Genomic DNA, 17,066 nt, shown 5'->3' on the forward strand with positions numbered 1-17,066 from the left:
GACGGGACGAGGGCCATGGCCGGGCAGACACGGCGGCGCGGGGCGGCGCTGGAGGAGGCGATCCTCCAGGCGGCGGTGGCGGAGCTCACCGAGTCCGGATTCGCCGGGCTGACCATGGACAAGGTGGCCGCCCGCGCCGGCACCAACAAGAACGCCCTCTACCGCCGCTGGCCCAACCGCCTGGCCCTCGGTATCGCCGCCTACAAGCAGCTGGCCACCGCCGCCGTGCCCCCCGACACCGGTGAACTACGCGGGGACGCCCTGGAGTTGCTCCGCCAGGCGAACCGGCACTGGAGCTCCCCGCTCGGCGCGATCCTGCGCGAACTCCTGGCCGCCGCCGGTGGCGCGGCGGAGTTCCTGGCGCAGCTCCAGGACCAGTCCGGCGAGGCCGCGGCCGCACCCTGGCTCACCATCCTGGGGCGCGCGGTCGCCCGTGGTGAAGCGGCCCCAGGGGCGCTCCACCCCAGGGTGGCCACGGTGGCGGTGGTGCTGCTGCGCAACGAGTTCGTGGTGCGGGGCGTGCCGACCGCGCCCGACGACGCCCTGGTCGAGATCGTGGACGAGGTCTACCTGCCGCTGATCCGACGCCGCGGGCCGGCGGACGTCTGAACGGGCACGGCCCCGGAGTGGCGCCCGGCGGGGCTCGGCGGACGGGCTGAGGTCGGGCTGAGGTCGGGCTGAGGGCGGCGCGGGCCTCCGGGGTCAGGAACCGCCGAGGTGGCGCGCCTCCAGGTACACCGTCCGCTCGGTCTGTCCGGGGTCGGCCAGCGCGCTGAAGCGGCTTCCGGTGGAGGTCGTGAAGTCGACGAAGAGGTCGTAGGTCACGTTCTTGTCGAAGGACCAGCCGAAGGTCCGGGTCTCGGTGTCGGAGTCGAAGCCCGTCCCGGCCCCCTGTCCGGGGCTCCAGTGGACGGGGCGGGCCAGGTCCACCGAGTGGTCGGCGAGGAAGCGGTCCACGCAGTCCTTCGGGGCCCGGAAGCTCAGGTTCAGGGCCTCTCCGGGGTACTTCGCGGATCCGTGGAACCCGACGTCCTGAAGGTCGCACGCGGGCAGGTCCAGCCCGAACGCCTTCGTCACCTTTTCGAGGGTCTGCCCCTTCGGGCTGCCCGGGTATGCCCTCGGGTCCGGATCCGGGTCCCCGGCCGCGCAGCCGGCCACCAGGGCGACGGCGGCGGTCGCGGCCGCAGCCAGTGCGGCCGCGCGTCGCGCCGGCCGGGATGTGAACGGCCTTGCTGCGTCTAGCCCTTGCATGAATCTCCCCTCCCCGGACGGGTGCCGTCCCGCAGGGAGGGCCCCACGGGACGGTACCGAAGGCGGATCGGATGATCAACCGGCGTGGGCGCCGGGCAGGATCCGCCGGACGGGTCCTAACCGTTCCCGGCGACCAGGGAGTTGGTGAGCCGGTCGGCGACGGTGGCGTCGAGGGGGGCGTGGCCGAGGAGGAAGCGGTACCAGAAGACGCCGTAGACCTGGTCGACGATCAGGTCGAGGTCGGTGTCGTCGGCGAGTTCGCCGCGTTCGCGGCCGCGGGCGAGGAGGTCGCGCAGGGCGGTGCGGCGGGTGGCGGTGAAGGTCTGCATGAGGTCGGCGAGGTGGGGGTCGCGGGCGGCTTCGCGGACGAGGGTGCGCAGGGCGGGGGCGGTGGTGTCGCGCTGGGAGCCGTCGAAGGTGGTGGCGATGAAGGCGCGGAGGTCGGTGCGCAGGGTGCCGGTGTCGGGGCCGGGGGCGTCCTGGTCGGCGCGGTCGGTGAGGGCGTCGAGCAGGACGGCGCCCTTGGAGGGCCACCAGCGGTAGACGGTCTGCTTGCCGACGCCGGCGGTGCGGGCGATGGCGTCGATGGTGACGGGGGTGCCGTCGGACTCGGCGAGCAGGTGCAGGGCCGCGTCGAGGATCGCCTGGTGGGCGGCTTCGTTGCGGCGGCGTCCGGTGTGCGGGCGGGCTTCGGTCATCGTGTTCCCTTTCCTCGTCCCCCGCTTGACAAGACTAGCAGTCTCGATAACATTATTGACGGAACTAGAGGTCTCGACAAGATGAAGGACACGCCACCATGAGCACCACGTCAAACCTCTTCACCGGACAGCGCGTCGTCGTGATGGGCGGCAGCTCGGGCATCGGCGAGGCCGCGGCCACCGCCTTCGCCGCGGACGGCGCCGAGGTCGTGATCACCGGCCGCGGCCGGGACCGGCTGGACGCCGCCGTCGCCCGGATCGGCGGCAAGACCGTCGGCCACCAACTGGACGCGGCCGACCCCGAGGCCGTCGCGGCCTTCTTCGCGCAGTCCGGCACCGTCGACCACCTGGTCGTCGCGGTCAGCGGCGCGGCCGGCAGCGGCCTGTTCGCCCAGCTCGACCTGGCCGAGCTCGCCACCGGGTTCGACGCCAAGTTCTGGCCGCAGGTCCGCGTCCTCCAGGCGGCGCTGCCGCACCTGCGGTCGGACGGATCCGTCACGCTGATCACCGCCGCCTCCGCCCGCGCCGCGATCCCCGGCACCGCCGGACTCGCCGCCATCAACGGCGCGCTGGAGGCGATGGTCCCGCCGCTGGCCGTCGAACTCGCCCCGCTGCGGATCAACGCCGTCTCGCCCGGCGTCATCGACACCCCGTGGTGGGACCGCGTCCCGGCCGAGCAGCGGACGGCGCTGTTCGACGGCCTCGCCGCCACCACCCCGGTCGGCCGCGTCGGCCGGGCCGAGGACGTCGCGCAGGCGATCCACCTGCTGGCCGCCAACACCTTCGTGACGGGCGTGGTGTTCGACTGCACGGGCGGGGCCAACCTGCCCACCGGGCGCTGAACGAACCGTCGGCCGACCGGGCCCGTGGCCCGCAGCCGTATCCGGCCCGCAGTCGCGCCCGGCCCGGAGCCGTCTCCGGGCCGGGCGTTGTCACAGCTCAGCCGTACGGTTCGGCCATGAGCGTTCCCGACCTGATCCCCATCCGGTACGAGCCCGACTACCGCACCCGCACCATCGGCCGGTGCGAGGGCGGCCAGTTCCTCGCCTCCGTCACGGCGGCCTTCCCGGAGGTCGGGGCCGACGTCGAGAACTGGCAGGCGCAGAAGCGCTGGTTCGCGGTGCTCCACCGCTTCGACGACGCCGGCCGGCACCTCGACTCGCGCATCCGCTCGACCGGCACGACGGCGGACAGCGAGAAGGCGGCCGTCGAGGCCGCCCGCACACTCCTCGCCGACTGGCTCGACGCCCTCCCCGGCCGCGCGTACGGGGACATCGCCATCGCGCCGTTCGCCGTCCGGGTCGAGGGGTCGCTGTTCGGGCTGGTCATCGAGACGGACGAGGAGGACGAGGAAGAGGACGAGGAGGACGGCGAGGACGGGGTCTGGGCCGAGCTCTACCCCGACGGCCTCGGCTTCCACGCCCCGTGGGACGGCTGCTACGACACCTGAGCCGCGGCCGCCGTCACCACTTCGCCTCCTGGCGGTCCTTGAGGAACACCCCCGACCGCCGGGCCGACCCCCGCCCGCCGAGGCGGGGGTCGGCCCGTGTGGCGCGGTCAGCCCGCGTACTGGGCGAAGATCTTCGCGAACTCGTACGGCTGCTGCGCGATGTTGGTGCACTTGGAGAGCGAGCCGCCGGTGCAGGCGTTGGCGTCGCGGGTGGCGTCCCAGAAGGCCAGCAGACCGAGGTGGTTCTGCCGGGCGAAGGTCACCAACTGCTGGGCGGCGGCCTGGTTGTAGATCTGGTGGTCGTCGTTCTCGCCGATCATCGGGGTGACGCCGACCATGGCCCACAGCTGGGCGTCGGTCTTCGCCGGGTAGAGCGCCTTGAGCTGGCCGAACAGGGCCTGGGCGGCCTGCACGGCGGCGTTGCCGTAGTCGGTGCCGGTCCGGTAGTAGTCCATCGCCATGATGTTCACCAGGTCGACGGCGACCCCGGCGTCGCGGGCGGACTTGACGATGGCGACGCCTTCGGAGGTCAGGCCCTCGGGCAGGACGGGCAGGGTGAAGGAGACCTTGAGGCCGGGGTGGGCCTGCTGGAGCTTGGCGAGCGCGGCGGAGCGGCGGTCGTTGGAGGCGGTGTCGGCGATGGCCGCGCCCTCGATGTCGAAGTCGACGTAGCGCAGGTTGTAGGCGTTGACGACGGCGTCGTACTCGGCGAACAGCGAGTCCACGGTGGTGCAGGCGGCGGCGAGTTCGGTGCCGCTGGCGCCGCCGAAGGAGAGCTTGACGTCGCCGCCGGCCGCGCGCAGCGCGTCGATCTGGTCCTTGGCCCAGCCGGTGCGCGGGTCGTAGGCGTTGAACCAGCTGGCCTTGCAGCCGACGCCGGTCACGAAGCCCATGGTGTAGGCCTTGAGGTTGCCGGACTTGGCCATGTCGGGCATGGACGGGGTGGGCCAGGCGCCCATGTCGATGTAGGGCGCGACGGGGACGGCGACGTTCGGCGGCGGGGTGCTCGGGCCGCCGGTGGGCGTGCCGGTGGGGCCGCCGGTCGGGGTGCCGGTCGGGGTGCCCGAAGTGGGCGGCGGGGTGGTGGGGTTGCCGCCGCCGGGGCCGGTGAGCGTGATGTCGTCGGCGAGGTAGGCGCCCTGCCCGTACCAGCCGTGCAGGTAGACGGTGACGCTGGTGGTGGCCGGACCAGTGGTGAAACTGGTGGACAGCTGCTGCCAGTTGGCGCCGCCCGGCGTCCAGGTGGCCGGGTCGGTGACGCCGCTGCCGGTGGCGCCCAGGTAGACGTACTGGCCCTGCACCCAGGCGCTGAGGTTGTACGTGGTGTTGGGCTGGACGGTGACGGTCTGGCCGCACTGTGCGGTGTCGCTCGCACCGACCGCCCCCTTCAGTGCGTAGCTTCCGCTGTGCGCACCGGAGTTGACGACGCTGCCGGTCCCGCCGGAACAGCTCCAGGGGCTGAGAGCGCCGCTCTCCAGACCGGGGTTGGCGAGCAGGTTGCCGTCGGCGGCGCCGGCGTTCCCGGCGAGCGTGGCGAGGCCGCCGGCGGCGAGCGCGGTGGCGGCGGCGAGGCTCAGCAGCTTGGTGCGACCGGCGGGGCGGCGGTGCGTGGGGGCGGGCTGGGGCGCGCTGGGCATGGGGGTGCCTCTCGGGACGTGGGGCCGCCCGCGCCGCGAAGGGGGAAACGCGGGGCGGGCGGCAGCATGGGGGCTGGTCCGGTGCGGGGGAGGAGCGCGGTGCTGAGCATCAAACTGGACTAGACCAGCTGTGCACGTCAAGCACTTCCGGGGCATCGGAAGCCCGCTGTGGGAAGGTTTTAGGAACGGTTTAAGGCTCTGGAACACCGTTCTCGGAACACCGCTTCGCACCTTCGGGTGGCACCCCTGTCGACCTTCGGCACCCTGGCAGGAGGATTTTCGGCTCCCGGCAGGCGGCGGCTGCGAAAGTGACGGCGGCGAAGACCGGACCGGCAGCCCCTCCGGGGAGGAGGCTGCCGGCCCTCAGGGCGTCAGAAGCAGGGGTCAGAAACAGCCGTCAGAAACAGGCGTCAGAAGCAGCCGTCAGGAGCAGGTGTAGTTCGCGGGTCGGGAGTTCTCGTTCCCGATGAGGGTCTTCTCGTCGGTGCTGATCGCCCTGATCGTGAACGAGTCCGAGACCGCGGACAGCGAGTCCGCCACCACGCCGTCACGCCACAGGACAGGCCGTCGAATCGACCCGACGAACGTCGTCCCGCCCACGACTCCGTTGCCGCCGATGGCACTTGCCGAGATGGCGCCCGTACCGATGGTCCGGATCAGCGAACCCTGGGCGTCCCATTCGGCTTCGGCGTAGCTCGTGTCGTTCTGCGTGCCGCCGACGATGCGCCCGTCCCGGATCGCCGCAGGAGTTCCCTTGGCGTTGGAGCCCTGTGCGGCGAGCGCGTGCCACTGGCCGTTGATGTCCGAGACGAAGCCGAACGCGTCGGTGGACCCGACGACCCTGCCTTGCTCGTCGATGCCGTTGAGGAAGAGGAAGCTGCTTGCCGGGATGGGCAGTTCGCGGTACGTTCCCGGCGCGTTCGCCGGCCACACCACCAGGATGAAATTCGTTCCGACTTTGGCCATCCCGGCGATGTCACCGGCGTTGTTGACCACACTGGCGGACGAGCTGTTCCAGTTCGGATTGAACGGCAGCACAGTCGTCGTCCCGGTGTGGCTCACCGTCACGGCCCTGAACTTGTTGTTGACGAGGTCGCCGCCGACGATCAGGCCGGCCGCGTTGATGCCGGACAGGTTGGGATTGCCCGCAGGGAGCCGCAGCACGACCTTCCCGTTGTCCCACAGCGTCCCGCGCCCGTCCGTGAAGTCGTAGGGCCAGCTGGTGGACCGCGTTCCGGTGAGGCCGACTCCGTACCGGCCGCCGTCGCTGGAGGACACCGCGCCGGCCGTCGTGGTGGGCGGCAGCTCCCACGCCGTCTTCTGCCATTGACAGGCCGCCGCCTGGGCGGTGCCGACCGGCACCAGACCGAGTGCCGCCGTGAGCGTCGCCACGGCGAGCGCGGATGCTTTTCGTCGGTTGAATCGGTTCAATCGGTTCAATCGGTTGAACAAGGGATCCACCCTTCCTCACAGGGAGTGCACCTTCCGGTAACTGACCCTGTCAGGGCTCGCCGTGCGGGGTGAAGCACTTTAAGCGAGGGGGAAACAACGGTCGGCAAGGAGGGGGAGGCCCGCCCGCTGGTCCCGGACCGGCGGGCGGGCGCTTCAGTGGATCACCCGCAACACGGCTTGCACTCCTTGACCTGGACGTCGTCCACGACCGGGCCTGCCGCGCCCGCGTTGGTGCTGGCGAAGGTCAGCGTGGTGGAGGCGTTCCGCGCGACGAAGCTGAACTGGCGTCCCACGTAACCCATGTTGGTCGGCGTCTTGCCGGTGATGTCGAAGGAGAAGTCCTGGAAGTCCTGGCCGTCGACGAGCACCCGGCCGGTCTTCACGGCCGGTGCGGCCGACGTGTTGCCGGCCAGCGCGTACGTCACGGAGTAGGTGGTGCCCGGGACGGTGGCGAAGGTCTGGGCGACGGCGCCGGTGGTGGCGCCGTTGAGGTCCACCGACTGGTCGCCCTCGGCGGCCTGCCAGAACCCGGCGCCGATCAGGTCGACGCTGCCGCTGGTGACCGTCCACGGGCCGATGGTCTGTCCGGCGTTGAACTCGGCGAAGCTGTTCGCCGGGGCCTTGGGCGACTCGAAGCTTCCGTCGTCGAAGCGGCTGAGGGCGCGGTGGCCGCCGGCGGCCTGCGCCGGGACGGTCACGGCGGTGGCGGCGGCCACGATCACGGCGACGGCGGCGAGGCGGGTGCGCGAGAACGTCATGGGTTCCTCCCCAACGGAATACCGACTGGACGAGCCGATGATCGGCTGTGCCCAGAGGGTCCGCCGTCGCCGTGAGCCCTGCCAAGACCGGACGGATGGCGCCCGGTGGTGCGGAGGTCCCGCCGACGGGCTCCCACACGCCGGTTTGACGGGTGATCACCCGGTGCCGGCCGGGCGGCCGGCCTGCGCCCGCCCGGCGGCGGGCCGTGGTGCGGACGCACGGTTCAGACGGTCGTGCCCGCGCGCACGGTGGTGAAGTCCGACGTACGCGCTCCACCTGCGCCTCGGGCGCATCCCACCTCCGGGTGAGCCGAGGGCCGCTCATACGATCAACGACCCCTCTGGCGGTCGGCGGATCGGAGGCGGATCGGAGGTGGATCAGAAGCGGATCCGAAGCGGATCCCAAGCGCGTCCGGACGGGCTTGACCTTGAGTGCACTCCAAGGTGAAAGCTGGACGCGTTGATCCACCGCAGCACCCCGCGAGCGGGCAATCACACCACCACGATCGGAGCACCGTCATGCGCAACGCCACGTTCGGTACCAACGGACCGGAGACCGGCGTCATCGGCCTCGGCTGCATGGGGATGACCTGGGCCTACGACGTGCAGAACCGGGACGACGAGAACTCCGTCCGGGTGATCCGGCAGGCGCTGGACCTCGGCGTCACCCTGATCGACACCGCCGACATGTACGGCCCCTACACCAACGAGGAGGTGGTCGGCGCCGCGCTGGCCGGCCCGTACCGGGAGCGCGCCTTCCTCGCCACCAAGGTCGGCATCGTCCCGGGCGGGTCCGGCCAGTCGGCCCGCGACGGCAGCTCCGAGCACGTGCGCCGCTCGATCGACGACAGCCTGCGCCGCCTCGGCACCGACCACGTCGACCTCTACCAGCTGCACCGGGTCGACCCGGCCGTCCCGATCGAGGAGACCTGGGGCGCCCTCGCCGAGACCGTCGCGGCCGGCAAGGCCCGCCGGATCGGGCTCTCCGAGGTGACCGTCGAGGAGATCAAGCGGGCCCAGTCGGTGCACCCGGTGGCGTCCGTGCAGTCCGAGCTCTCGCTCTGGACCCGGGACGTGCTGGCCGAGGTGCTGCCGTACACCGAGGAGCAGGGCATCGCCTTCCTGCCGTTCTCGCCGCTCGGCCGGGGCTTCCTGACCGGCAGCATCGCCTCCTTCGACGAGCTGCCCGCCGACGACTTCCGCCGCCGGCTGCCGCGCTTCCAGCAGGACGCGCTGAAGGCGAACCTGGCACTGGTCGGCAGGGTCAAGGAGGTCGCCGAGCGGATCGGCGCGACGCCCGCGCAGGTCGCGCTGGCCTGGGTGCTGGCGCAGGGCCGGCACGTCTTCCCGATCCCGGGCACCAAGACGCCGCGCTACCTGGTGGACAACGCGGGCGCGGCCGAGGTCGTGCTCTCGGCGGCCGATCTGGCCGACCTGGATGCGCTGCCGACGCCGACGGGCGAGCGGTACTGAACGGCGAGCGGTGCCGAACGGCCAGCGGTGCTGAACGGCGAGCGGTACTGAACGGCGCGGGCTGCCCAGGTCGCCGGCCCGGGTCGCCGGCCCCGCCTCGGAGCGCCGTCAGGCCTCCCGGACCCAGATCAGCTGCCGCCCGGTCTCGGCGGGAGCCCGGACGGCGGCCTCGGCGACCCGGTCGAGCCGGTAGCCGAGCTTGCGCGGGACAGCCGCGCTGGCGCCGTTCGCCTCGTCGCAGTGGATCTCCACCCGCGCGATGCCGGGCAGCGCCAGGGCGGCCTCGGTCAGCGCCCCGGCCGTGGTGGTGGCGATGCCGCGGCCGGCGTGCCGGGCGGCGACCCAGTAGCCGATCTCCAGCGCGCCGGGGCCGATCCGGCCGTGCAGGCCGAGGGCGCCGACCACGCCGCCGGGTTCGGCGTCCAGGCCGACCAGGTACATGAAGTCGGTGCCGGCCTCCCATGCGAGGGAGCCGGCCCGGGCCAGCTCGGCGGTCTGCGCCCGGGTGGGGGGCTCGGCTGCCCACTCCATCCAGGGCCGCAGGTGGTCCAGGTTGGCGCGGACGGCCTTGTTGAGCGCCACCGCGTGCGTGCTGCGGCGGCGCAGCAGCGAGATCCCGCCGGGCAGCCGCAGTTCCTCGGGCGGCCGCCCGGTGGTGACGGCGGTGGGGCCGGGCACGTGGAGCGGGGCGGGCGGGTACTTGCAGGACCGTGACTGCGGGTGGCTCATGACCGCGATTATGTCCTTGGCCGGGACCTGTCACCAATGAATTCCGGACGGCCTCCCACCAGGCCTCTCACCAGTCCCCGCCACACCCCGGCGCGCCCGGCCGCACCCCGGCGCACCGGCGCGCGCACACGCCCGGCGGTCAGAGCCTGATCAGCACCTCGTCCAGCTCCTTGCGCCGCAGATCCGGCACCCGCGCCCCCTCGGCCGGGTAGCCGACCGGGATGACGTACGCGGCGCGCTCCTCCAACGGGCGCTCGCAGACCTCGTTGAGGAACTTCATCGGGCTCGGCGTGTGGGTCAGCGTCGCCAGCCCGGCCTGGTGCAGCGAGGCCAGCAGCAGTCCGACCGCGATCCCCACCGACTCCTTGGTGTAGTAAGGGCGCGGCGAATCGGGCCCCTTGTGCACCTCGAACACCACGATCACCGCCGGCGCGTCCTCCAGGAACGGCTTGCGCCAGTCGGTGCCGATCGGCGCCAGCGCGGCCAGCCACTCCTCCGACGCCCGGTGCGCGTAGAACTCGCGCTCCTCGGCCTCGGCGGCCTCGCGCAGCCGCCGCTTGCGCTCCGGGTCGGTGATCACCACGAACCGCCAGGGTTGGACGTGCGCGCCGCTGGGCGCGGTGTTGGCGGTCCGGATCGCCCACTCGACGACCCCGTCCGGGATCGGGCGGGTCGCGTAGTCGCGGACGGTCCGGCGCTGCGCCATCACGTCGTGGAAGGACCTGCTGCGGGCCTCGGCCTCGTGGGCCGGCACCGTCATCGGGGTGAGGGGGACGGTCGGGTAGGGCGTCCCTGCCACTGCACTGTCAACCATGGCCGACAGCACAGCACATGACGGCCGCGCTGGGAAGAGGTCGAGACCAATCCGCAGATCAGGTCCATCCGGCAGGGCCGCCCGGCGGGTCCATCCGGCAGGGCCGCCCGGCAGGGCCGCCCTGCCGGACGGGACTACAGCTCGTGCACCCGCCCGTCCCGGACCTCGATCCGCCGGTTCACCGTGACGGTGTCCAGCATCCGCCGGTCGTGGGTGACCAGCAGCAGGGTCCCGGTGTACGAGCCGAGCGCCGCCTCCAGCTGCTCGATCGCCGGCAGGTCCAGGTGGTTGGTGGGCTCGTCCAGCACCAGCAGGTTGACCCCGCGCGCCTGGAGCAGCGCCAGCGCGGCCCGGGTGCGCTCGCCGGGGGAGAGGGTGCCGGCCGGGCGCTTCACGTGCACCGCCTTGAGGCCGAACTTGGCCAGCAGGGTGCGCACCTCCTCCGGCGTGAACTCCGGGACGGCGGCGGCGAAGGCGTCCGCCAGCGGCTCGCCGCCGAGGAACAGCCCGCGCGCCTGGTCCACCTCGCCGACCACCACGCCGGAGCCCAACGAGGCGCTGCCGCCGTCGAGTTCGAGCCGGCCGAGCAGGGCGGCCAGCAGCGTCGACTTGCCCGCGCCGTTGGCGCCGGTGATGGCGACCCGGTCCGCCCAGTCGATCTGGAGGTCCACCGGGCCGAAGGAGAAGTCGCCGCGGCGGGCGACGGCCGCGCGCAGGGTGGCGACCACCGAGCCGGAGCGCGGCGCGGTGGCGATCTCCATCCGCAGCTCCCACTCCTTGCGCGGCTCCTCGACCACGTCCAGCCGCTCGATCATCCGCTGGGTCTGCCGCGCCTTGGAGGCCTGCTTCTCGGTGGACTCGGCGCGCTGCGCCTTTCCGATCTTGTCGTTGTCGGAGGACTTGCGGCGGGCGTTGCGCACGCCGTGCTCCATCCAGCCGCGCTGCATCCGGGCCCGGGCCTCCAGCCCGGACTTGGTGTCGGCGTACTCGTCGTACTCCTCGCGGGCGTGTCGGCGGGCCACCGCGCGCTCCTCCAGGTACGCCTCGTAGCCGCCGCCGTACAGGTTGACCTGCTGCTGGTGCAGGTCCAGCTCCAGCACCTTGGTGACGGTGCGGGCCAGGAACTCGCGGTCGTGGCTGATCAGCACGGTGCCCGCGCGCAGGCCCTTGACGAAGGCCTCCAGCCGCTCCAGGCCGTCGAGGTCGAGGTCGTTGGTGGGCTCGTCGAGCAGGAAGACGTCGTAGCGGGAGAGCAGCAGCGAGGCGAGGCCGGCCCGGGCGGCCTGGCCGCCGGACAGCGCCGTCATCGGCAGGTCGAGCGAGACCTTCAGACCGAGCGAGTCGGCGACCTCCTCGGCGCGCTCCTCCAGGTCGGCGCCGCCCAGCTCCAGCCAGCGGTCCAGGCTCGCCGCGTACGCGTCGTCGGCGCCCGGGCGGCCCTCGACCAGGCCCTCGGTGGCCTCGTCCAGCGCGGTCTGCGCGGCCGCCACGCCGGTGCGGCGGGCCAGGAAGTCGCGCACCGACTCGCCTTCGCGCCGCTCCGGCTCCTGTGGCAGGTGGCCGATGTTGGCGGTCGCCGGGCTGAGCCGCAGCGAACCGCCCTCGGGGGTGTCCAGCCCGGCCAGCAGCCGCAGCAGCGTCGACTTGCCGGCGCCGTTCACGCCGACCAGGCCGATCACGTCACCGGGGGCGACGACCAGGTCCAGGCCGGAGAAGAGGGTGCGTTCGCCGTGACCGGCGGCGAGGTCCTTGACTACGAGTGTGGCGCTCATGATGAGCCCGATTGTAGGAGGAGCGGGCCGGGTGGCGGAAAAGCCCGGAGCCGCGGCGCGGCTGCCGCGGCCCCGGGGACCGGCCACGCGGGCCGGTCAGGACCTACCGGACCCGGGAGGTCACCCGGGCCTCGGCGGTGCTCCGGGCCTCAGTGGGGCTCCGGGCCTCAGTGGTGCCCCGGGGCCTCGGTGGTCACTTCGACTTCTTCGAGAAGTAGTCGAACATCCGGGCCGCCACGTCGTCCAGGTACGGGCCGGCCTCCCAGGTGCTGGCGCCGTTGCCGATCGAGGTGTCGCTGACCAGGGCCGGCTTGCCGTCCTTGGTCGCGACCCAGCCGCCGCCGCTGCTGCCGCCGGTCATGTTGCAGCCGATCATCAGCATCGCCGGGCGGCTCGGGTCGCCGGTCTTCTTCACCGGCTTCCCGCTGTCGCAGTGGTCCAGCTCGACGCCGTCGAACGGCTTGCCGGCCGGGTAGCCGTAGGCGCTGACGCTGTTGAACTGCTCACGCGGGGCGTTGAACCAGATCGGCACGGAGCCGCCGACGGTCTCCTCCAGCGACTTGCCGTTGCCGCTCGGGTTGGCGACCTTGATGATCCCGAAGTCGTACTGGCTCCACGGGCCGCCGTGCTCCGGGTCGGCCTCGGCCGACCACTGCGGCGAGACCATGCCGGCGGTCGCGCCCCACTCGCCGTACGGCTCGGCGTCGGTCTCGTTGGCCTGCTTGCCGCCGCTCAGCAGGCCGTTGCTGTTGTAGGCCGGGGCGAAGGAGATGTTGGTGTAGTACTGGCCGCCCTTGCCGCCGTTCAGGCAGTGGCTGGCGGTCCAGACCAGGTTGCTCTTGCCGGGGTTGGCCGGGTCGGAGACGACGGTGCCGGAGCACACGTAGTCCTCGTTCCCGTCCTTGAAGAAGAGCTTGCCGTTGACGTGCAGGTTCTTCGCGAACGGGTGCTGGGTCGGCTTGGCCTCGATGACGGTGGGCAGCGCGTCGCCGGTGCTCGGGGGCTGGGCGGTGGTGGGCTGCGCCGGGGCCGGGGTGGCCGGCTTCGAGGTCGGCTGGGCCGGGGCCGCGCCGGTCGGCTGGGCCGGCGGCTGCGTCGGGTCGGGCTGCGGCTGCGGCATCGGCTTGGGCTTGGCGTTCAGGATCCGCTGCAGGGTCCAGTAGCCCTTGACCGCCGGAGTGATCACGTTCTGCTGGGCCCACTTGTCCCAGTCCTCGAACTTCCAGGTCTTCAGCTCTTCGGCGGTCGGCAGCTTGATCGGTGCTGCGCCCGGCTTGCCGGTGGCGCCGGCCGCGACCGTCGGAGCCGTGGTCCGGGCCACGACCGGGTCGCTGTTGTCCGGGCCGCACGCGGTCGCGGCCAGCACGGTCAGCGCGGCGACGGAGGCGCCCAGGACGGCACGGTTCGGCCGGTACATCGGTGACATGAGTTCAAATCCCCCTGTGAATAACCGCCATGCGACCCCTTCCTCGGGTACGGCTCCGGGGAGCCGCAGGCATGGCAGGGGAGGAGTCTGCCATGCGGATAAAGGCCTCCTTGCGCACACCCCCGGACTGGGGCGGGGCCGTCACCGGATCGGCACCGGACCGGCACCCGCCCTCCTCCGGGCGCCCGGAATCCGGTCGGGCGGCCGCTTCCCGGTGCGTGTCCAGGGGTGCTTCCCGGTGTGCCGAAATTCGGTTGCCCGCGTCCGGCGTCGTGCGTAGCGTGGACGGAGTCACCAGCCAGACAAGGAGAAGGCCGTTGCTCTACTGAGGTCCCGAGACACCGCCCCCGCCGCGCAGGCCCTTCGCCGCGCGGTGTGCGAGTGTGCGACCTCAGTCACGGCCCCGTGGCGAGCCCGATCCGGCTGATCCGGATCCGCCCCGCCCTCCCCCCGGCCGTACCGGCCCGCACCCGCGGTGTCTCCCCGTGTTGCTCATCGTTCCCTTCGGCAACCACCCGGGAGGCCCTCCATGGCACAACCCACCACCGCCGTCCTCTGCACCGATCTCACCTTCGAGTGGCCCGACGGCAAGCCCGTCCTGGACGGCTTCCACCTCGCCGTCGGCCCCGGCCGCACCGGCCTGATCGGGCTCAACGGCGCCGGCAAGTCCACCCTGCTGCGGCTGATCGCCGGCGAGCTGACCCCGACCGGCGGCACCGTCCGGGTCGACGGCGAACTCGGCTACCTGCCCCAGGGGTTGACGCTGGACACCACCGTGCGGGTGGACGAGGCGCTCGGCATCCGGGCCACCCGCGAGGCCCTGCACGCCATCGAGTCCGGGGACTCCGACCAGCGCCACTTCGACGCCGTCGGCGACGACTGGGACGTCGAGGAGCGCGCCCGCGCCACCCTCGACCGGCTCGGCCTGCACCGCCTCGGCCTCGACCGCACCACCGGGGAGCTCTCCGGCGGCGAGGCCGTCCTGCTGCGCCTCGCCGCCCTGCTGCTGCGCCGCCCCGACGTCCTGCTGCTCGACGAGCCCACCAACAACCTGGACCGGACGGCCCGGGAGCGGCTCTACGAGACGGTCGCCGGCTGGCACGGCGTCATGCTGATCGTCAGCCACGACCGCGAACTGCTCCAGCACGTCGACCAGATCGCCGACCTGCGGGACGGCGCGGTCACCTGGTACGGCGGCAACTTCGCCGAGTACGAGCGCACCCTCGCCGCCCAGCAGGAGACCGCCGAGCGGCTGCTGCGCAACGCCGAGGCCGACGTCGAGCGCCAGAAACGGGACTTGACCGAGGCCCGCACCCGGCTGGACCGCAGCGCCAGCTACGGCAAGAAGCGCTCGGTCACCCGCAACGACCCGCACATCTTCGCGGGCAAGCTCAAACGCCAGGGCCAGGAGACGGCCGGGCGGCTCCAGGGCATGCACACCGAGCGGCTGGAGGAGGCCCGGCAGCGGCTCACCGCCGCCGAGGAGGCGGTGCGCGACGACGCCGAGATCCGGATCGACCTGCCGCGTACGGCCGTCCCGGTCGGGCGCACCGTGCTCACCCTGCAGAAGGTCCGGCTGCCCTACGGCACCACCGCCGACCTCGACCTGCGCGGCCCCGAGCGGATCGCCCTGGTCGGCCGCAACGGCTCCGGCAAGACCACCCTGCTGCGCACCATCGCGGGCGAACTCGCCCCGCTGGAGGGCGAGGTCAGCACCCCGGTGCCGTTGCGCCACCTGCCGCAGCGGCTCGACCTGCTGGACGACAAGCTGACCGTGGCGGAGAACGTCAAGCTGTTCGCCCCCGCCGCCGGGGACAACGCGATCCGTGCCCGGCTGGCCCGCTTCCTGTTCCGCGGCGGCCGGGCCGACCAGACCGCCGCGACCCTCTCCGGCGGCGAGCGGTTCCGGGCCACCCTGGCCGCGCTGCTGCTGGCCGACCCGCCGCCGCAGCTGCTGCTGCTCGACGAGCCGACCAACAATCTGGACCTCGCCAGCGTCCGCCGGCTCACCCAGGCGCTCGCCGCCTACCAGGGCGCACTGATCGTGGCCAGCCACGACGTGCCGTTCCTGCGCGGTCTGGGCCTCACCCGGTGGCTGGAGCTGGACGGCGAACTGCGGGGGGTGGATCCGATGTAGCCGGTACGGCGCGGGCGGCCTCGCCCGCGATGCGGCCGCTACTGCTCGCCGAGGACGCGGCGGGCCGTGCTCAGGGCGGAGTCCTTGAGCCCGGCCGGCTCGTCATCGGTGAACACCGGCGTGCGGATGTCCGGCGGGATGCCGGGGCCGTCGAAGGTGCTGCCGTCGGGCGTGAGGTACTTCTCGTTCGGCAGCACCACCATGAAGTCCGGCGAGAGGGTCTTGATCAGCACGTCGGAGAAGACGCCCTGGGTGTTCTCGCCGATCCGGACGACGTGCGGGGAGCGGCCCATCAGGGTCTGGGTGAAGGTCTCGGCGGCGCTGATCGACAGCGAGGAGGTGAGCAGGGCGACGGGGCCGGTGAAGTGCTCGGTGTGCGCGGGCCGCACCACGACCGGCTGCGGCCGGGTGAACTTCGTGGGGTCGGCCGGGTCGTCGCGGGCCACCTTGCGGTAGGCGACGTACGGGCGGTCGGTGAGCCGGGCGGCGATCTGCTGCCCGAGCGCGTCCGAGCCGCCGCCGTTCAGCCGGACGTCGATCACCAGGCCGTTGAGTCGGTCGGGGTCGGCGAGCAGGGCGTCCAGCGCCCGGTCGAGCTCCTTGGCCTGGGCGGCGAACCCGCCGGTCGCGTAGCCGTCGAAGCCGCTCACCCGCAGGTAGCCGACGCCGTCCGGGAGCCGGCCCACGCCCAGCCGGCTCACCCCCTGCTCGTTGACGGCGAACTCCTGTTCAGGGCCGATCAGTTGTGCGTCGACGGCCTTGCGGGCCGCGTCCCGCAGGGCGGGCGTCGACTTCAACGAGCCGTCGCGCCGGCCGGAGTAGACGCCGGTCGGGCCGGTGCCGGTCACCCGGGCCAGACCGGTGTGCGCGTCCTTGAGCGGGGTCAGCAGGTCGATGAAGATCTGCTGGAGCTGGTCGGTGGTGGTCGCCGGAGTGATCTTCGCGCGCTGCTCGTCGCGGGCCGCGTGCCAGTCGATCCCCTTGGCGGCGAAGAAGGGGTAGTTCTCCTCGAAGGTCTCCCAGAACCGGTCGAAGACCGCGAGCGGGTCGTTGGGGGCGGGCCGGGTGCACAGCGCCGGCAGCGCGTCCAGGCGGCGCAGCGCCTTGGTGCCCGTCCCGCCCTCCTCGGCGTCGATCGCCCGGCGCCCGCCCGGCTGCGGGGTGAGGGTGAGGGCGTTGTCGCCCAGGACGTACCGGACGGTGCCGTCCCGGCCGGGGGCGCCGTCCTGCGTCCCGGTGACCCACCCCGGCATGCAGCTGTGCGTCGTCACGTCGTAGGTGACCAGGCTGCTCCCGGAGACCACGGCCACCAGGCCGTACCCGTCCATCTGCCAGACCCCCTGGAGGGACCTGCCCCGCCTGTCCTGGCCGTCGGCCTGCGTCGCGGCCACCCCCGGCGCCGCCACCGCGACCGTCGTCGCGAGCGCCACCGCCGTGGCCGCCACCGTCCTGCCCACTGCCGCTCTGCC

The 17,066-nt window shown here is 72.8% G+C and carries 15 protein-coding genes; 5 read left to right on the forward strand and 10 right to left on the reverse strand.

Annotated elements, in window-relative coordinates; translation table 11 throughout:
• Positions 1-15 precede the first annotated feature (15 nt).
• Positions 16-609 (forward strand): TetR/AcrR family transcriptional regulator, encoded by a 594-nt coding sequence (locus ACFVX9_RS18355; protein WP_387982498.1) that lies wholly within the window; start codon positions 16-18, stop codon positions 607-609.
• Between the two features lie 93 nt (positions 610-702).
• Here ACFVX9_RS18355 and ACFVX9_RS18360 read toward each other — a convergent pair whose 3' ends face one another.
• Both ACFVX9_RS18360 and ACFVX9_RS18365 read right to left on the reverse strand, forming a co-directional pair.
• Positions 703-1,077, reverse strand: a complete 375-nt coding sequence (locus ACFVX9_RS18360) for a hypothetical protein (protein ID WP_380381027.1) — start codon at positions 1,075-1,077, stop codon at positions 703-705.
• 290 nt (positions 1,078-1,367) lie between these two features.
• On the reverse strand, positions 1,368-1,949 hold the full coding sequence (locus ACFVX9_RS18365) for a TetR/AcrR family transcriptional regulator (RefSeq protein WP_063347018.1): 582 nt from the start codon (positions 1,947-1,949) through the stop codon (positions 1,368-1,370).
• A gap of 98 nt (positions 1,950-2,047) precedes the next feature.
• Between ACFVX9_RS18365 and ACFVX9_RS18370 the strand changes: the two genes are divergently transcribed.
• Both ACFVX9_RS18370 and ACFVX9_RS18375 read left to right on the forward strand, forming a co-directional pair.
• Complete coding sequence (locus ACFVX9_RS18370; protein ID WP_387982500.1) at positions 2,048-2,791, forward strand: SDR family oxidoreductase; 744 nt, start codon at positions 2,048-2,050, stop codon at positions 2,789-2,791.
• Positions 2,792-2,907: 116 nt separating this feature from the next.
• A complete protein-coding gene (locus ACFVX9_RS18375; RefSeq protein ID WP_387982501.1) occupies positions 2,908-3,399 on the forward strand; it encodes a hypothetical protein in 492 nt (163 codons plus the stop codon).
• A gap of 107 nt (positions 3,400-3,506) precedes the next feature.
• On the opposite strand, the gene ACFVX9_RS18380 is transcribed toward ACFVX9_RS18375, so the two are convergent.
• From ACFVX9_RS18380 to ACFVX9_RS18390, 3 genes are all read right to left on the reverse strand, one after another.
• Entirely contained in the window at positions 3,507-5,036 is a 1,530-nt protein-coding gene (locus ACFVX9_RS18380; RefSeq protein ID WP_387982502.1) for a carbohydrate binding domain-containing protein, read from the reverse strand.
• Between the two features lie 423 nt (positions 5,037-5,459).
• Positions 5,460-6,497, reverse strand: coding sequence for a hypothetical protein (locus ACFVX9_RS18385; protein WP_387982504.1), 1,038 nt, complete (start codon positions 6,495-6,497; stop codon positions 5,460-5,462).
• 152 nt (positions 6,498-6,649) lie between these two features.
• Positions 6,650-7,246 carry a choice-of-anchor C family protein gene (locus ACFVX9_RS18390; RefSeq protein ID WP_380374740.1) on the reverse strand — a complete coding sequence of 199 codons (597 nt, stop codon included), beginning with the start codon at positions 7,244-7,246 and terminating at the stop codon, positions 6,650-6,652.
• 519 nt (positions 7,247-7,765) lie between these two features.
• On the opposite strand from ACFVX9_RS18390, the gene ACFVX9_RS18395 reads away from it, so the two are divergent.
• A complete protein-coding gene (locus ACFVX9_RS18395; RefSeq protein ID WP_387982506.1) occupies positions 7,766-8,719 on the forward strand; it encodes an aldo/keto reductase in 954 nt (317 codons plus the stop codon).
• Between the two features lie 108 nt (positions 8,720-8,827).
• Here the strand turns inward: ACFVX9_RS18395 and ACFVX9_RS18400 are convergent, their stop codons facing one another.
• The 4 genes from ACFVX9_RS18400 to ACFVX9_RS18415 form a co-directional block, all read right to left on the reverse strand.
• Positions 8,828-9,448, reverse strand: a complete 621-nt coding sequence (locus tag ACFVX9_RS18400) for a GNAT family N-acetyltransferase (protein WP_363371191.1) — start codon at positions 9,446-9,448, stop codon at positions 8,828-8,830.
• Positions 9,449-9,587: 139 nt separating this feature from the next.
• Complete coding sequence (locus ACFVX9_RS18405; protein ID WP_380346220.1) at positions 9,588-10,262, reverse strand: nitroreductase family protein; 675 nt, start codon at positions 10,260-10,262, stop codon at positions 9,588-9,590.
• 134 nt (positions 10,263-10,396) lie between these two features.
• Complete coding sequence (locus tag ACFVX9_RS18410) at positions 10,397-12,034, reverse strand: ABC-F family ATP-binding cassette domain-containing protein (RefSeq protein WP_387982508.1); 1,638 nt, start codon at positions 12,032-12,034, stop codon at positions 10,397-10,399.
• Positions 12,035-12,227: 193 nt separating this feature from the next.
• Complete coding sequence (locus ACFVX9_RS18415) at positions 12,228-13,460, reverse strand: trypsin-like serine peptidase (protein ID WP_380374747.1); 1,233 nt, start codon at positions 13,458-13,460, stop codon at positions 12,228-12,230.
• A gap of 529 nt (positions 13,461-13,989) precedes the next feature.
• Between ACFVX9_RS18415 and ACFVX9_RS18420 the strand changes: the two genes are divergently transcribed.
• A complete protein-coding gene (locus ACFVX9_RS18420; RefSeq protein WP_387982510.1) occupies positions 13,990-15,597 on the forward strand; it encodes an ABC-F family ATP-binding cassette domain-containing protein in 1,608 nt (535 codons plus the stop codon).
• A 38-nt stretch (positions 15,598-15,635) separates the two neighbouring features.
• Here ACFVX9_RS18420 and ACFVX9_RS18425 read toward each other — a convergent pair whose 3' ends face one another.
• The gene (locus ACFVX9_RS18425) at positions 15,636-17,054 is read right to left on the reverse strand and encodes a S41 family peptidase (RefSeq protein WP_387982511.1); all 1,419 of its coding nucleotides are present in this window, start codon (positions 17,052-17,054) and stop codon (positions 15,636-15,638) included.
• Positions 17,055-17,066 lie beyond the last annotated feature (12 nt).

This window comes from Kitasatospora sp. NPDC058243 (assembly GCF_042882025.1).
Classification (GTDB): domain Bacteria; phylum Actinomycetota; class Actinomycetes; order Streptomycetales; family Streptomycetaceae; genus Kitasatospora.

Bases quoted from the DNA above. Each gene is read 5' to 3' on its own strand.
- ACFVX9_RS18355 (WP_387982498.1), top strand. From the start codon at position 16: ATGGCCGGGCAGACACGGCGGCGCGGGGCGGCGCTGGAGGAGGCGATC.
- ACFVX9_RS18365 (WP_063347018.1), bottom strand. From the start codon at position 1,949: ATGACCGAAGCCCGCCCGCACACCGGACGCCGCCGCAACGAAGCCGCC.
- ACFVX9_RS18370 (WP_387982500.1), top strand. From the start codon at position 2,048: ATGAGCACCACGTCAAACCTCTTCACCGGACAGCGCGTCGTCGTGATG.
- ACFVX9_RS18375 (WP_387982501.1), top strand. From the start codon at position 2,908: ATGAGCGTTCCCGACCTGATCCCCATCCGGTACGAGCCCGACTACCGC.
- ACFVX9_RS18380 (WP_387982502.1), bottom strand. From the start codon at position 5,036: ATGCCCAGCGCGCCCCAGCCCGCCCCCACGCACCGCCGCCCCGCCGGT.
- ACFVX9_RS18390 (WP_380374740.1), bottom strand. From the start codon at position 7,246: ATGACGTTCTCGCGCACCCGCCTCGCCGCCGTCGCCGTGATCGTGGCC.
- ACFVX9_RS18395 (WP_387982506.1), top strand. From the start codon at position 7,766: ATGCGCAACGCCACGTTCGGTACCAACGGACCGGAGACCGGCGTCATC.
- ACFVX9_RS18400 (WP_363371191.1), bottom strand. From the start codon at position 9,448: ATGAGCCACCCGCAGTCACGGTCCTGCAAGTACCCGCCCGCCCCGCTC.
- ACFVX9_RS18405 (WP_380346220.1), bottom strand. From the start codon at position 10,262: ATGGTTGACAGTGCAGTGGCAGGGACGCCCTACCCGACCGTCCCCCTC.
- ACFVX9_RS18410 (WP_387982508.1), bottom strand. From the start codon at position 12,034: ATGAGCGCCACACTCGTAGTCAAGGACCTCGCCGCCGGTCACGGCGAA.
- ACFVX9_RS18415 (WP_380374747.1), bottom strand. From the start codon at position 13,460: ATGTCACCGATGTACCGGCCGAACCGTGCCGTCCTGGGCGCCTCCGTC.
- ACFVX9_RS18420 (WP_387982510.1), top strand. From the start codon at position 13,990: ATGGCACAACCCACCACCGCCGTCCTCTGCACCGATCTCACCTTCGAG.